The organism is Halobaculum halobium (assembly GCF_030127145.1).
Taxonomy (GTDB): domain Archaea; phylum Halobacteriota; class Halobacteria; order Halobacteriales; family Haloferacaceae; genus Halobaculum; species Halobaculum halobium.
This window is the reverse complement of the sequence record NZ_CP126158.1, coordinates 139,422-153,160: the sequence shown is the minus strand read 5'-3', so window position 1 is coordinate 153,160 and position 13,739 is coordinate 139,422. Positions and strand designations below refer to the sequence as shown.

14 protein-coding genes and 1 pseudogene are annotated in these 13,739 nt (G+C 70.3%); 8 read left to right on the top strand and 7 right to left on the bottom strand.

Annotated elements, in window-relative coordinates; translation table 11 throughout:
- Window positions 1–50: 50 nt before the first annotated feature.
- Window positions 51–374 (bottom strand): DUF7518 family protein, encoded by a 324-nt coding sequence (locus P0Y41_RS00860; RefSeq protein ID WP_284062131.1) that lies wholly within the window; start codon window positions 372–374, stop codon window positions 51–53.
- Between the two features lie 287 nt (window positions 375–661).
- Here P0Y41_RS00860 and P0Y41_RS00855 point away from each other — a divergent pair, with 287 nt between their 5' ends.
- Both P0Y41_RS00855 and P0Y41_RS00850 read left to right on the top strand, forming a co-directional pair.
- Window positions 662–1,585 carry a presenilin family intramembrane aspartyl protease PSH gene (locus P0Y41_RS00855; RefSeq protein ID WP_284062130.1) on the top strand — a complete coding sequence of 308 codons (924 nt, stop codon included), beginning with the start codon at window positions 662–664 and terminating at the stop codon, window positions 1,583–1,585.
- Window positions 1,582–2,442: a presenilin family intramembrane aspartyl protease PSH gene (locus P0Y41_RS00850; RefSeq protein ID WP_284062129.1), complete on the top strand. Its 861-nt coding sequence runs from the start codon at window positions 1,582–1,584 to the stop codon at window positions 2,440–2,442. The genes P0Y41_RS00855 and P0Y41_RS00850 overlap by 4 nt, the downstream gene beginning before the upstream one ends.
- Window positions 2,443–2,603: 161 nt before the next feature.
- On the opposite strand, the gene P0Y41_RS00845 is transcribed toward P0Y41_RS00850, so the two are convergent.
- On the bottom strand, window positions 2,604–3,077 hold the full coding sequence (locus tag P0Y41_RS00845) for a PUA domain-containing protein (RefSeq protein WP_284062128.1): 474 nt from the start codon (window positions 3,075–3,077) through the stop codon (window positions 2,604–2,606).
- A complete protein-coding gene (locus tag P0Y41_RS00840) occupies window positions 3,074–3,571 on the bottom strand; it encodes a LabA-like NYN domain-containing protein (protein ID WP_222922063.1) in 498 nt (165 codons plus the stop codon). The genes P0Y41_RS00845 and P0Y41_RS00840 overlap by 4 nt, the downstream gene beginning before the upstream one ends.
- A 153-nt stretch (window positions 3,572–3,724) precedes the next feature.
- Between P0Y41_RS00840 and P0Y41_RS00835 the strand changes: the two genes are divergently transcribed.
- Window positions 3,725–4,234 carry a nucleoside deaminase gene (locus P0Y41_RS00835; protein ID WP_284062127.1) on the top strand — a complete coding sequence of 170 codons (510 nt, stop codon included), beginning with the start codon at window positions 3,725–3,727 and terminating at the stop codon, window positions 4,232–4,234.
- A 127-nt stretch (window positions 4,235–4,361) separates the two neighbouring features.
- Complete coding sequence (locus P0Y41_RS00830) at window positions 4,362–5,378, top strand: PhzF family phenazine biosynthesis protein (RefSeq protein WP_284062126.1); 1,017 nt, start codon at window positions 4,362–4,364, stop codon at window positions 5,376–5,378.
- A gap of 92 nt (window positions 5,379–5,470) precedes the next feature.
- Here P0Y41_RS00830 and P0Y41_RS00825 read toward each other — a convergent pair whose 3' ends face one another.
- Window positions 5,471–5,995, bottom strand: coding sequence for a hypothetical protein (locus P0Y41_RS00825; RefSeq protein WP_284062125.1), 525 nt, complete (start codon window positions 5,993–5,995; stop codon window positions 5,471–5,473).
- Window positions 5,996–6,201: 206 nt separating this feature from the next.
- On the opposite strand from P0Y41_RS00825, the gene ppsA reads away from it, so the two are divergent.
- The 3 genes and pseudogenes from ppsA (at window position 6,202) to P0Y41_RS00810 (ending at window position 10,686) form a co-directional block, all read left to right on the top strand.
- Window positions 6,202–8,535 (top strand): phosphoenolpyruvate synthase, encoded by a 2,334-nt coding sequence (gene ppsA / locus P0Y41_RS00820; RefSeq protein WP_284062124.1) that lies wholly within the window; start codon window positions 6,202–6,204, stop codon window positions 8,533–8,535.
- Window positions 8,536–8,699: 164 nt separating this feature from the next.
- Window positions 8,700–9,852, top strand: a pseudogene (gene mfnA, locus P0Y41_RS00815) (tyrosine decarboxylase MfnA).
- A 285-nt stretch (window positions 9,853–10,137) separates the two neighbouring features.
- A complete protein-coding gene (locus tag P0Y41_RS00810) occupies window positions 10,138–10,686 on the top strand; it encodes a YqaA family protein (RefSeq protein ID WP_284063435.1) in 549 nt (182 codons plus the stop codon).
- Window positions 10,687–10,726: 40 nt separating this feature from the next.
- Here P0Y41_RS00810 and P0Y41_RS00805 read toward each other — a convergent pair whose 3' ends face one another.
- From P0Y41_RS00805 to P0Y41_RS00795, 3 genes are all read right to left on the bottom strand, one after another.
- Entirely contained in the window at window positions 10,727–11,854 is a 1,128-nt protein-coding gene (locus P0Y41_RS00805; RefSeq protein WP_284062123.1) for a DNA-methyltransferase, read from the bottom strand.
- 106 nt (window positions 11,855–11,960) lie between these two features.
- Window positions 11,961–12,317 (bottom strand): winged helix-turn-helix transcriptional regulator, encoded by a 357-nt coding sequence (locus P0Y41_RS00800; RefSeq protein WP_284062122.1) that lies wholly within the window; start codon window positions 12,315–12,317, stop codon window positions 11,961–11,963.
- 112 nt (window positions 12,318–12,429) lie between these two features.
- Window positions 12,430–12,720: a DUF7964 domain-containing protein gene (locus P0Y41_RS00795; protein ID WP_284062121.1), complete on the bottom strand. Its 291-nt coding sequence runs from the start codon at window positions 12,718–12,720 to the stop codon at window positions 12,430–12,432.
- Between the two features lie 250 nt (window positions 12,721–12,970).
- Between P0Y41_RS00795 and P0Y41_RS00790 the strand changes: the two genes are divergently transcribed.
- Window positions 12,971–13,657 (top strand): helix-turn-helix domain-containing protein, encoded by a 687-nt coding sequence (locus tag P0Y41_RS00790; protein WP_284062120.1) that lies wholly within the window; start codon window positions 12,971–12,973, stop codon window positions 13,655–13,657.
- Window positions 13,658–13,739: the final 82 nt, after the last annotated feature.

The following is a 13,739-nucleotide window of genomic DNA, read 5'->3' as shown; positions in this document are numbered from 1 at the left end:
TGGTGTGTTGACCGCCACGGCGCCTCGCTCCGACGGCGCCAGCGGGTCGATTACGCGACGATGATGTCGTCGGAGTCGTCGTCGGTGGAGTCTGACCCCTCGGCCGCCTCCTCGTCGCCGCGGGCGGCCTGCTGAGCGGCCCCCTCCTCGTCGGCCAGTTCGGGGTCGTCGTCCGCCTCGCCGGTTGTCGCCGACTCGTTGGGGACGAACTCCGCATTCGGGTTGTGGTCGGGCGTCGACTCCTCTCGGACCTCCGTCGAGCGCTCCAACTGCGAGATGCGCTCTTTCGCCTCGACCAGTTCCTCGGTCAGTCCATCGACGGCTGCCTGTAGCTCAGCGACCTGCGCCTCGAGGTCCTCGACCCGATTTCCCATACACGGGGACGTGGCCGCACCCGTATAAACCCGCGTCAGACAGGCGGATGACCGGATAGATGGCCCCAAAGCACCGATATCAGGCGTATCCGACCGTTTCTGTCGGGATCCGGGAACCGTCTCTGTAAACCTCGACGCGCGATATCGAACTCGAAGTCGGGTCCTGCGGTCTCCCTTGTGAGCGGGCGATCCGTCGTCTCCACGCGACGCGACCGTCCGAACCCGCCGGCGTGTCCAGTCGATCGTAACCACAACCACCAAACGCGGGCCACCCCTACCGGCGGTCGATGAACACTCGCGCAGTCCGCGGCGTCCTCCTCGCGGGGCTGTTGTTCCTCGTCGTCCACGTGGGCGCCGTCTCGCTGGCACCCACGTTCGAGGCCGCCGGCTACCAGACGGTCGAGGACCCGCAGAACCCGACCAACTCCGCGCTGTACCTCGGTGCCATCCTCGTCGTCACGGCGCTGATGCTCGCGGCGTTCAAGTACGACTTCGACTGGGCGGTCCGACTCGTCATCGTCGGCTCCTCCGGGATGCTCTCGTGGTACGTCTTCTCGGTGTTTCTCCCGGGGCTTGCCGCCGTCGGCGCCGCGGCGCTGGTCGCCGTCGCCCTGCTCGCGTATCCCGAGTGGTACGTGATCGACGCCGCCGGCGCGCTCATGGGCGCCGGCGCGGCCGGACTGTTCGGTATCTCCTTCGGGCTCTTGCCCGCGATCGTCCTCCTGACGGTGCTCGCGGTGTACGACGCCATCTCGGTGTACGGCACCGAGCACATGCTTGACCTCGCGGAGGGCGTCCTCGACCTCAACATTCCGGTCGTGCTCGTCATCCCGCTGGAGTGGTCGTACTCCCTGCTCGCTGAGGGGTCGACCGAGGGCGCAACCGAGGGGACCGACGAGGACGAGCGCGACGTCTTCTTCATCGGGCTCGGCGACGCGGTGATGCCCGCGGTGATGGCCGCCTCGGCGGCGTTCTGGTCGCCCGCGCCGGCGTTCGGGCTCCCGGTCGTTCCGGCGATGGGACTGCCGGCCTTGCTCGCCATCGTCGGGACGTTCGTCGGGCTCGGGCTCCTGCTTCGGATGGTGCTGAAGGGACGCCCGCACGCCGGCCTGCCGCTGTTGAACGGCGGTGCCATCGGCGGCTACCTGCTCGGGTCGATCGTGGCGGGCGTCCCGCTCTTGCAGGCGCTCGGGCTGGCGCAGTACCTGTGAGCGGGCGGTCGGGTTCCGGGAGACCGGCGAGCGTCATCAGTGATCCCCGGATCCGCGGCGCCCTCGGCGTCGGGGGCCTGTTTCTCGCGGCCCAGTTGATCGCGCTCGCGGCCGCCCCCCGGCTCGACGGCTCCGGGATCAGCTACGGCAGCGGTGGCGACGCGCTCGTCCCGCTGGTGCTGGGGCTCGCACTCGGCACCGTGCTCTCGCTGGCAGTGGTTCGGTACGGTGCCAGTCGCCGGCTCGTCCGCGGGGTGATGCTCGTGTCGCTCGGGGCGGCGCAGTGGTTCGCGCTCTCGGCGTTCGTGGGACCCGTCGCGGGCGCGGTCGCCGCGGCCGCGGGGACCGTCCTCGTGTGGCGCGTTCCCCGCCCCGCCGTCCGCAACGCGGTCGCGGTCCTCGGCGTCGCCGGCGGCGCCGCGCTGTTCGGCGCCAGCCTCGACCCGGCGTACGCCGCCGGGGCACTGGTGCTCGCGGCCGGCTACGACGCCTACGCGGTGTACGGCTCCGGCCACATGCTCGACATGGCCGACGCGAGCGCGGACCTCCGGGTGCCGTCGATGTTCGTCGCTCCCACCGACGACCGGTACGACGACGCGAGGGCGACCGTCACCGGCGAGGGAACGCCCGCGGCGACCATGCTCGGCGCCGGCGACGCGCTGTTCCCCGCCCTGTTGACCGCGAGCGTCGGGGTCGCATCGCCGGGATCGCTCGCCGCGGCCGCGCCGCTGTTCGGGTCGCTCATCGGCCTCGCGGCGCTGCAGGTGTTCGTGCACCGCGTCCGCGGCGTTCACGCCGGACTTCCGTTCGTCAACGGCGGCGCGCTCGTCGGGTGGCTGGCGCTGCTGCTCGCGTGACGGCGACGGGGCGGGAGCAGTTCTGAATCGCGCCGAGAGCTGGCGATCCGACGACGAACTCCTCTGGACCACGTCCCGCGCCGCGGACGCGAGAGTCAGGCGTGCGCGAGTCGCCGGGCCGTCCCCGAGAAGGAACCAGGGAACCCGGTTTCGGGCGCCGGTTACTCCGGGCCGGCGCCCGATCGGACTTTCACCGCCATCCCCGACGAGAAGTCGCGCATCTCCGCGGCCGCAAGCTCAGCTCGGCCGACGCCGAGCACGGTGCCGTCCTCGTGGACGACGACCACCTCGTCGCGCGGGCGGACGGCGTCGCCCACTTCGCCCACGAACTTCGCGAACACGTTCTTGCCGTCCCGCACGAACGGCGCCGACTCGTCGCCGACGACGACGCTGTATTCGGGGTGTGGCAGTACGGATCGGATCCGTCGCCCCCCCTCGACGCCGAGCGTGAACCGACCGTTCGTTCGGTAGGAGACGACCCGTCCGGCGTCGGAGGTGACCTGCCGCGGGCGGCCGCTCGTCGACCGGCGGACCGTCACGTCCTCGTCCGCTGGGAACAGCGCGGCGCCCGCGCCGGCCCCGAACTGGTAGTCCGCGACCGTCCGGAGGTCGTCGAGGGTCGTGTCGCCGCTCATAGCAGGAACGTGTCCTCGCGCTCGCTCATGTCGACGAACGAGTCCGCAGCCGCCTTCAGATCCGCCGCGGCCGACTCCTCGAAGGCGACGACCTCGACGCGGACGCCCTCGTGGCGGAGGTGCGAACAGAGCCGGGAGAAGTCGGCGTCTCCGGTACAGAGGACGACCGTGTCGACGTGGTCGGCGAGCGTCACGGCGTCGAGGCTGATCCCCACGTCCCAGTCGGCTTTCTTGCTGCCGTCACCGAACGTCTTGATCTCCTTGATCTTCGTCTCGAAGCCGATGTCGCGCAGCGCCTCGAAGAACGACTCCTCGTCGGGGGAGTCAGCCCGGATGACGTACGCGATCGCCCGCGTCAACTGCCGGCCCATCACCGCCTTCTCCAGCATCTTCGAGTAGTCGACGTTGCGCGAGTAGACGCTCTGGGCGGAGTGATACAGGTTCTGCGAGTCGGCCAACACGGCCACCCGCTGTCCCTCGTGTATCTCGGTCATACCTGACCGTGTCGGACGCGCCGTTTAGTCGTGTCGGGGTCACGCTGGCACGGGAACAGCGTTCCCGAGCGCAGGGAACTAGCCCGTCTCGACGGCGGTCGCCGCGCCCTCCGTCGCCGACAGCTACACGTCGCTCGACGGGTATCCTCCGCTATGGCAACGCCGCTCGCAGATCTCCCCGACCGGTTCGCCAGCCTCAGCCACGAGGACCACGTCCGCGAGGCCATCGAGTTGGCCCGCGGCGCCGCCGAGCGCGGCGACGACCCGTACGGCTCCGTCGTCGTTCGAGCCCGCGACGACGAGGTCGTGATGACCGAGCGCAACGCGGTCAACACCGCAGACGACGTGCGTCGACACCCCGAACTGACGCTCGCGCACCGCGCCGCGCGGGAGTTCTCGCCCGAACAGCGCGCGGGTCTGATCATGTACACCAGCACCGAGCCGTGCCCGATGTGCGCGGGGGGGATCGCCCACGTCGGCCTCGGCGCGGTCGTCCACTCCACGTCCGCAGCGCGCGGCGCCGAGTTGTACGGCGCCGACTCGTGTCTCCCCTCCGCGGAGGTGTACGAGCGTCTCGGCAGCGACGTGGTCGCCGCGGGGCCAGTGCTGGCGGAAGCGGGCGACGCGGTCCACCGGGACTATGGCGGCGTGGTTTCGGACTAACGGGCCACCGACAACCAGTCGGTCCGGAGGATCGGAGCCATCGCGCCGCTCGAATCGAAGTCCCGTTCGCGCCCGATCCCCGCACCGACCACCGGGTGTTTTGTCACGCCGGACCCGACAGCGGTGCATGGCCGACGCAACCGACGCGTCCGACGACTCGCGCCGCGCCGCCGCGCTCGTCGACGCGTTCACGACCGAGCCGATGGCGGGCAACGCCGCGGGCGTCGTCGCCGACGCCGACGGGCTCGATGGCGAACAGATGCAGGCGATCGCGAACGAGTTGGGCGCCAGCGAGACCGCGTTCCTGCGGCCGTCGAGCGAGGCGGACCGACGCGTTCGCTACTTCACGCCGACCACCGAGGTCGACCTGTGCGGCCACGCGACTGTCGCCGCCCACGCCCGCCTGTTCGAGACGGGGGCCATCGGTCCCGGCACGCACTCGCTGGAGACGAACGTCGGCGTCATCGAGATCGAGGTGACCGACGAGGGACGCGTGTGGATGACGCAGAACTCGCCGACGGTGTACGAAGTCGACGTCGAGTACGACCGCCTCGGCGACGTGCTCGGCGTCACCCCGGAGGCGTTCCGTGACGTGGGCGCCGAACTCCCCGTCGCGTACGCCTCCTCCGGGCTCCCGTTCCTCGTCGTCCCGGTGAACTTCCTCGAACACCTCGGCGACATGGAACCCAACTTCGACGCGGTCGCGGCGCTGGCCGACGAGCACGACGCGGCCGGCGTGTATGCGTTCACCTTCGACGCGCTCGGCCCCGACTCCACGGCCCACGGGCGATGTTTCGTCCCCGGCAGCGGCATCGACGAGGACCCGGTGACCGGAACCGCGAGCGGCGCTTGCGGCGCGTACCTCGATCACTTTGCCGCCTTCAGCGGCGGCGATACGAGCGCCGTCCCCGGGTCGGCGGCCGCCACCGACGGCGACGCGGGTCCCGACGGCGACGCGGGAACGCCCGACGAACTGGTGTTCGAGCAGGGGCACTACGTCGATCGTCCGGGGACCGTCCGGGTGCGCGCCGGCACCGCCGGCGGCGACGGCGGCGCGCCGATCGTCGGCGGCGACGCGGTGACCGCGTTCGAGGGCACGATCCGCGTCCCCGAGGGCGAAGCCGACGAGATCATCGAGGTCTGAACTCCGTTCCGATCCTCGCTATCGTCCTGCGGTTTTTCGCTGAAACTACGGTTTTCGACAAAACCGGGTGGCTGAAACACGATCCGGAGAACTCACCCCCGCTGTGCCGCCTCCAGCGCCTCCTCGGGCGAGCGGTCGGGGGCTGCGCCGGGGTTCTCCGCGAGATAGGCCTCGGCGTCGGCGATCGTCGCCTCGTTTTCCAACCCGTACGCGCGCGCCGTCGCCCCGTCCGCGCTGGCGTCGACGACCTCGGGCACGTCGGTTAGTTCCTCCTCGTCCTCGCCGACGTGGCGGCGAACGATCACCGCGGCCGTCACGGCCGCGAGAACGGCGCCGACCGCGATCCCGAGCGTTCCCGCGAGCAGCCAGCCCGCGGCTGGGAGGCCGACGGCCGCGATCGGGACGAGCGCGAGCACGAGTCGCCGGCGCGAGCGCGCCCGGCGTTCGTACGTCCCCACCACGGCGGATCCCGCGCCAGCGGGGAGGACCCGGTGGACCGGTTCGGGATCCTCGTCGTAGCGCAGCACGTCCCACCGATCGGCCGCCGCCGCCGCGAGGTACGGCTCCTCCGGCGGCTCTCGGTCGACCGCGGACGCGTCGGTGACACCCTCGTTCACACGTGACGTGTCGCCCCCGTCGCGGAAAACCTCCCGGTTCACGGCGGGCGGATCCGCGCCGTTCGAGGGAGGAACGATACCGAGACCCGCGATTCGCGAAACGCCACGAGATCCGACGAGAAGTACTCAGAACCGAGTATAGACTTTCGCTCTGTTGCGTCGGTCGATACCTTCTTGGTTCAGTCCTCGGTCCCTCCAGATACGAAATGGCTGTACTTTGGCTGGACGACGTCACCGCCGACGACCTGGACACCGTCGGCGGAAAAGGGGCCTCGTTGGGGGAGCTGACCGGCGCCGGCCTGCCGGTCCCCCCGGGGTTCGTGGTGACCGCGAGCACGTACCGCACCTTCATCGAGGAAGCGGGCATCGACGAGGAACTGTTCGCCGCGATGGACATCGACCCCGAGGACTCCGCGGCGCTGCGTGCGGCCGAGCAAACCGCCAGGGATCTCATTCTCGGCACCGAGTTGCCCGAGTCCGTTCGCGAGGAGATCCTCGAGACGTACCGGTCGATGGGCGACGACGGCGAGGCGTTCGTCGCGGTCCGCTCGTCGGCGACCGCGGAGGACCTCCCGGACGCCTCCTTCGCGGGCCAGCAGGAGACGTTCCTCAACGTCCGCGAGGACGCGCTGCTGGAGCGCGTGAAGGAGTGCTGGGCGTCGCTGTTCTCCCAGCGCGCCATCTACTACCGCCAGCGACAGGGGTTCCCCCACTCGGAGGTCGACATCGCGGTGGTCGTCCAACAGATGGTCGACGCCGAGAAGTCCGGCGTCATGTTCACCTCACACCCCTCGACGGGCGAGCCGGAGATCATCATCGAGGCCGCGTGGGGCCTCGGCGAGGCGGTCGTCTCCGGCTCGGTCTCCCCCGACAACTACGTCGTCGACCGGGAGACGGCGGCCGTCGACCAAGTCACCGTCGCCGACAAGAAGATCCTGATGGAGAAAGATCCCGAGACGGGCGAGACCATCGAGCGCGAGGTCTCCGCCGAGAAGCGGGAAGAGCGGGTGCTCACCGACGCCGAGATCGAGCGCCTCGTCGAACTCGGTCGGCAGGTCGAAGACCACTACGGCAGCCCGCAGGACGTCGAGTGGGCCGTCTACGAGGGCGATGTGTACATGCTCCAGTCGCGTCCGATCACGACCATCTCCGACTCGACCAGCGGGACCGGGACGAATCCCTCGAACGCGGAGCGCGAGGCCGCGACGAACGGCGGGGTCGACGCCGGATCGAACCCGAACGCCGCGGCGGCGGCTGACGACGACGACGAGGTGCTCTTGCGCGGACTCGGCGCCTCGCCCGGAATCGTCTCCGGCGAAGTTCGGATCGTCACGAAGCTCGACCACCTCGACCAGGTCAGCGAAGGCGACCTCATCGTCACCGAGATGACGATGCCGGACATGGTGCCCGCGATGAAGCGCGCGGTCGGCATCATCACCGACGAGGGCGGCATGACCAGCCACGCCGCCATCGTCTCCCGGGAGCTGGGCGTCCCGGCGGTCGTCGGCACCGGTTCGGCGACGAGCGCGCTCTCGGACGGCCAGGTCGTCACCATCGACGGAGACAAGGGGACCATCCGACAGGGGAGCGTTGCAAACGAGGAGGAGGAGTACGAGCCCGTCGAAGCGGTCCGCCCCGAAACGCCGGTGAAGCCCATGACCGCGACGGAGGTGAAGGTGAACGTCTCCATCCCGGAGGCCGCAGAACGCGCGGCCGCCACCGGCGCCGACGGCGTCGGGCTGTTGCGCATCGAGCACATGGTGCTCTCGCTGGGCGTCACGCCCGAGAAGTACATCGCCGACAACGGCGAAGACGCGTACATCGAGGAGCTCGTCGACGGCATCCGCGAGGTCGCAGAGGAGTTCTACCCCCGCCCCGTCCGCGCCCGCACGCTCGACGCCCCGACCGACGAGTTCCGCGAGCTGGAGGGCGGCGAGACCGAGCCGAACGAGCACAACCCGATGATGGGGTGGCGAGGCATCCGCCGTTCGCTCGACAAGACCGACGTGTTCCGCCAGGAGCTGACCGCGTTCAAGCGCCTCTACGAGATGGGGTACGACAACGTCGAGCTGATGCTCCCGCTCGTGAACGACGCGTCTGACGTGGAGGCCGCCAAGCGCCACATGGAGGCCGTCGGTATCGACCCCGCGAAGCGCCGGTGGGGCGTGATGATCGAGACGCCCGCAAGCGCGCTCGCCATCGAGGAGCTGGCGGAGTGCGGCATCGACTTCGCGTCGTTCGGGACGAACGACCTCACCCAGTACACGCTCGCGGTCGACCGGAACAACAGCAACGTCGCCGATCGGTTCGACGAGCTCCACCCGACGGTGCTCACGCTCATCGGCGACGTGATCGAGACGTGCCGCGAACTCGACGTTGACACCAGCATCTGCGGGCAGGCGGGGTCGAAGCCCGAGATGGTCGACTTCCTGGTCGAGGAGGGCGTCACGAGCATCTCCGCGAACATCGACGCCGTCCGCGACGTGCAACACGAGGTCAAGCGCACCGAGCAGAAACTGATCCTCGACGACGTGCGCTGAACCGACGGTCGGCCAGAGTCAGTCGCGGTTAGTTGCGGTCGGTCGCAATCAGTCGCGGTCGCTCACAGTCAGTTGCGGTCAGTCGCGGTCGAGCGCCGGTCGCTGCGCGCACCCGACGCCCGAAAGCGCAACCCATAACTCCGGCTCGCTTCGTTCTGGGGGTAATGCAGTCGCCCGTCGCCGAACGCCGCCCCCAGTCGTTCGACCGCGTGCTCTCCTCGATGTGCACGGAGCCGCACCCCGCGGCCCGACGGGCGGCCGAGCGCTTTCTCGCCTCGAACCCCGGCGACCCGGCGACCTACGAGACGATCGCCGAACTGGAGCGAGAGGCCGTCGGCGCGCTCGCGGAAATCGCCGGCCTCGCTGACGCAGTCGACACGAACGTCGCCGGCGACGCCGATTGCGACGGCGACCACGGCAGCGACGACGCAGCCCGATCTGACGCAGGGATCGCGGCACACGGCTACCTCACCAGCGGCGGGACCGAGTCGAATATCCAAGCGGTTCGCTCCGCCCGCGAGCGCGCCGAGACGGACGACCCGGTCGTCGTCGCGCCCGAGTCCGCCCACTTCAGCTTCCACAAGGCCGCCTCGGTGCTCGGGGTCGATCTGCGGACGGTTCCGACCGACGAGGACGGGCGTGCCGATGTCGACGCCGTCGCCGCCGCCCTCGACGCCGACGCGGCGCTGGTCGTCGCCGTCGCGGGATCGACGGAGTACGGTCGCGTCGACCCGATCACCGCGCTCTCGGAGCTGGCGGTCGACGCCGGCGTCCCGCTCCACGTCGACGCGGCGTGGGGCGGCTTCCACCTTCCCTTCTCGGGCCACGACTGGGGTTCGCCGTCGACGGCGTCGAGACGGTGACGATCGACCCGCACAAGGTGGGCCGGGCGGCGATTCCCGCCGGGGGCTGCTCGCGCGCGAGCCCGCGGCGCTGGACGCGCTCGCGGTCGACACGCCGTACCTGGAGACCGCCTCGCAGGCGAGCCTCACGGGCACCCGCTCGGGGGCGGGCGTCGCCAGCGCGGCCGCGGCGACGGACGCGCTGTGGCCCGACGGCTACCGCCGCGAGCACGAGCGCGCGAGCGACTTGGCCGAGTGGTTCGCGGCCGAACTGCGCGCCCGCGGGGTCGCCGTCGTCGAACCGGAACTGCCGCTCGTCGCGTTCGATCTCTCGCAGGCGACGTTCGAGGCCGTCCGCGATCGGGGGTGGCGCCTCTCGCGCACCGGCGCCGGCGAGACCCGGGTCGTCGTCATGCCACACGTCACACGGGAATCGCTGTCGGCGTTTCTCGACGACCTCGACGACCTCCGCTAGCACGGGGCGCGACGACCGCGTCCGCTTCGACGACGACGCCCGGTCGACGCCCACCTCGCGGTCGACGCCGCTCGATCGACGGTCGAGTGGACGGCACGCCGACACCAATCCTCGCCGGGAACCACCGCACTTATTCTCCGGTGTCCCTGCGGTTCGATCGTGCTTTCGGTCCCCCTCACGGCCGCGCTGGCGACGCCCGCGGCGGCCGACGCCGTCGCCACGGCGGCGTCCGTCGGGCTCGCGCCCCTCGGCGACGCGGTCTCACTTCTCGGGCCCTCGGCCCCGCTGGCGAGCGAGCCGTCCTGGTGGCCCGACTTCGGCTGGCTCACGCGGCTCGTCGAGACCGCGACGGGCTGGACCGGGCTGGGGATCATCTTCGTCTACTCGTTCCTCATCGCGTTCGCGCTCCCGGGCGTGAGCGAGGTCGTCCTGCTGGCGCCGTTGGACCTGGGGCTGCCGACGTGGGCGAAGCTCTCGGTCATCATGTTCGTGTCCGGCCTCGGGAAGGCCGCCGGGTCGGTGTTCGCGTTCCACATCGGACAGGAGGCGAAGCAGTCGGGGCCGATCATCAGGTGGCTCCGGCGCTCCCGGTTCGACGTGATCGAGTGGTCCGAGAGCACGACCGCGGAACTGGCGCGTCGATACGGCTACGCCGGCCTCGCGCTCGCGCTCTCGGTGCCGTTCTTCCCCGACACGATCTCCATCTACGCGTTCGCCGTGCTCGAACGCGACTACTGGCGCTTCGCGCTCGCGACGTTCGTCGGCAGCGTCGGCCGCCTGATCGTCACGCTCGGCCTGTTCGGCGCCGGCTCGCTCACCCTCGGACTGTTCTGACCCCGGCGGCGAACCACTCGGTCGTGTGTTCCCAGCCAGATCACTCCGCGAGCGATTCGATCGGCTCGTGGCCGACGCGGTAGCCGCCGGCGACCGATTCCACGGTCGTCGCGGCGTACAACCGGATGTCGCGCTCGGCCTTCGTCACCACCGGGAACTCGTAGTGGGTCGCGTCGTACCCGGGCGGCTCGTCGCGCTCGGCGACGAACGAGCGGTGCTCGCGGAGCCGACGGCGACCCCGCTCGCGCGAGAGCGCGGGAGCGCGCCGCGCGTCGGCATCGAACGAGTCGAGGAGATCCGGGTCGCGCTCGACGCCGACGGAGTCGCGACCGGCGGCCATCGCCGCGAGGGTCGTCGTCCCGGTCCCCCAGAACGGGTCGAGCACGCGGTCGCCGTACGTCGAGTACATGCAGATCAGCCGGTACGGGAGTTCGAACGGGAACGCCGCCGACCGGTCGCGGGCGTCGCCCGCGTCGAGGGTCTGGTCGACCCCGCGGAGGTCGTCCCACGCGTCCGAGAACCAGCGGTTGCGCTCCTCCCAGAAGTACGCCGACGCGTAGCGCGCGGGGTCGCCGGCGTCGAACGAGCGGCGCGACCCTTTCCGGAATACGAGGACGTGCTCGTGTTCGAGCGTGACGTAGGCGTTGGGCGGGAGCGTGCCGCTGCCCATGAACTTCGTCGGCGCGTTCGTCGGCTTGCGCCACAGCACGCCGGGGAGCCGGTCGAGCCCGGTCGCAGAGAGCGCGTCGGCGACGCGGGTCGCGTTGTCCCACAGGCGGAACCGCCCGCCGGCAGAGCGCGTCGCGTCGCCGACGTTGACGCAGGCGACGCCCCCGGGCGCGAGCACGCGCTCGAGTTCGTTCCACGCCGGCGCGAGCGCCCCGTGCATCGCGTCGAACGCGCGCTCGGCGGCGCGACCGTCACCGCTCCCCGCCGCGGCGGCCTCGAGCGCCTCGCCGACGGTGGGGTCGAGCCGCGCGAACAGGTCGTCCCACTGCTCGACCATCGGGTACGGCGGTGAGGTGACGACGAGGTCGACGGACTCGTCAGGGAGCGCCAGCGCGCGGGCGTCGCCGACGCCGACGGCGTGTTCGGTCTCGAACGCCTGACCGACGCCCGGCGTGTCGAGGCTTCGATCGGGGTCGGCCGACGGATCGTCGCCGCTCATCGCGTCATCGGATCTGCCCGCGTGGAGCGGGCGAATAAACCCCGGCGATCCCGGCTGCGGCTGGCGGACCGAGCGACCGAACTCGGAGTCGGAACGGCGATCGCGACTACTCGCGACAGGTGTCGAGCCACTCGCCGGCCCACGACTCCACCTCTTCGAAGACGACCGAGAGCGATTCGCCCTTGGCGGTCAGCGAGTAGAACGTCGCCACGGGCGCGTCCGGCTCCATGCGCTTCTGGACGAACCCCATCTCCCTGAGGTCGTCGAGCACGCGGGAGAGGGTCCGCGCGCTGGCGTCCGTCGAGCGCTTCAGCTCGTTGAATCGCTTCTCGCCGTCAAGCAGGTCGTGCAGCACCACGAGACGCCACTTCGACCCCACCTGTTCGAGCGCGTCGACGACGGGGCACGGCCCGGCGTCGAGCGACTCCACGGACTCCGCCGCCTGCGGCTCTTCGACTGCCATGGGCGATGTACACGTCCGATCGGTATAGCAGTTCGGATCCGAACCGGGTAACGGACGAAAACCTGCTGTCACGACGCCAGTAGGGCGGGCCCGCGCGCTGCCGCCCGGCGGCTCACTCGTCGGCGTCGACCGCCGCGCGCTTCGCCTCCCAGCTCTTCAGCGAGTCGCGCACGGCCGCGAGGTCCTCCGGGTCGTCTGCCTCGCGACTATCGACCACGGTCCAGCCCGAATCCGGGTCGTAGCCGAGGCCGTGAATCGTCTCGTCCGTTTGGACGGCGAGCGCGCGGATGTCGTCGTCATCCACGCCGAGGGGCGCCGCTTCGGTGACGCTGTCGGCGTCGCGCAGCGCCTCTAGCTCAGCCGATCGAAGCGGTCTGGACGGGAGTGAATCGAGGACGGTCACGGTCTCGGGGACGAACGGCCCCGAGTTCAACGATTCGGCTCGGGATTCGACGGGCCAGCGTGCGGCCGATCGTCGCCCGTCCGAGTCCACCCGATTTTCACCCCCGCACGCGCCGAGGCGCCGGTGACGCAGGACGACACACGGTTCGCCACGGAGACGGCCACTATCGGCGGATGTACACGTGTATCACGCGAACTCATTTGATCGCCCACAAGATACATCGGGTCGGCCGCACTCCAGACGAGCACACATGTCCGGGGGGACCAAGCGCGAGGACGTCCTCGAAGTCGAGTTCCGCTTCGGGGAGTCTGCGTATCCGTTCGTCAGGGCGTCTGCTGCCGCCGACTGTACCCTGGAACTCGCCGAATTGCTTCCGCGGAGCGACGGCGAGTACGCCGAATACTTCAACGTTATCGACGCTCGCCCCGAGGAGATCGAACCGCTCGCGGCCGAACACGAGGGCACGGAGGTCTCGGTGATCGAGACCTACGCGGACGGCGGGCTGTTCGAGTTCGTGGTGTCCCACGGCTGCCCGGCACGCCGGTTGGCGGAACTCGGCGCGCTCCCGCGAACCGTCCGGGGGACGAACGGACGCGGCAGCATCGTCGCCGAGATCCCGAGCGAGGCCGACGCTCCTGCGATCGTCGCAACATTCCTCGAGGAGACGCCGGAGGCGACGCTGCGATCCAAACGGTCGAAAGCGTCGATGATGCCGCTGCTCTCGCGGGGGACACTCCATCGGACGTTAGCGGAGCGGCTCACCGACCGCCAGCGCGAGGTCCTCCGGACGGCGTTCGAGGCCGGCTACTACGACTGGCCGCGCGGGTGCACCGGCGAGGAGGTGGCGGCGGAACTCGATATCGCGTCGGCGACGTTCTCCGAGCACGTCCACGCTGCAGAACGGACCCTCATCGCGTCGATGCTCAACGAGCGCTGAATCGACGCGCGTCATCGAGACGATGGCGTACAAACCGAGGAGCCCCAATATCCTGCGCCCAGAGCGGCGAGAGACGACCGGT